The sequence below is a fragment of the Rhizobium ecuadorense genome (assembly GCF_001187535.1).
In the GTDB taxonomy this organism is placed as follows: domain Bacteria; phylum Pseudomonadota; class Alphaproteobacteria; order Rhizobiales; family Rhizobiaceae; genus Rhizobium; species Rhizobium ecuadorense.
In genome coordinates this window covers 1-213 of record NZ_LFIO01000196.1, presented here as the reverse complement: position 1 = coordinate 213, position 213 = coordinate 1, and the positions used below count along the sequence as shown (strand labels likewise).

The following is a 213-nucleotide window of genomic DNA, read 5'->3' as shown; positions in this document are numbered from 1 at the left end:
GATCATGGCCAGAACCTGCCCAGGTTTCTGCTTCAGCACCTCCTCGCGAACGACGAGAACGTCGGAGACTAGGCCCGGATCCTTGCCGGCTTCAAAAAGCAGCTTGATATTCTTGTCCTGGGCCAGCGCCGTTGAAATGTAGGGCTCGTAGGTAACCGCGACGGGAACACGGAATGAAACTGTATATTATACAGATCGCCGAGACCACGAGAA

General features: G+C 54.5%; 1 pseudogene. It reads right to left on the bottom strand.

From position 1 onward, the window contains the following. Positions 1-180: pseudogene (locus AF337_RS45055) on the bottom strand (ABC transporter substrate-binding protein); the annotation flags it as partial. Between the last annotated feature and the right edge of the window lie 33 nt (positions 181-213).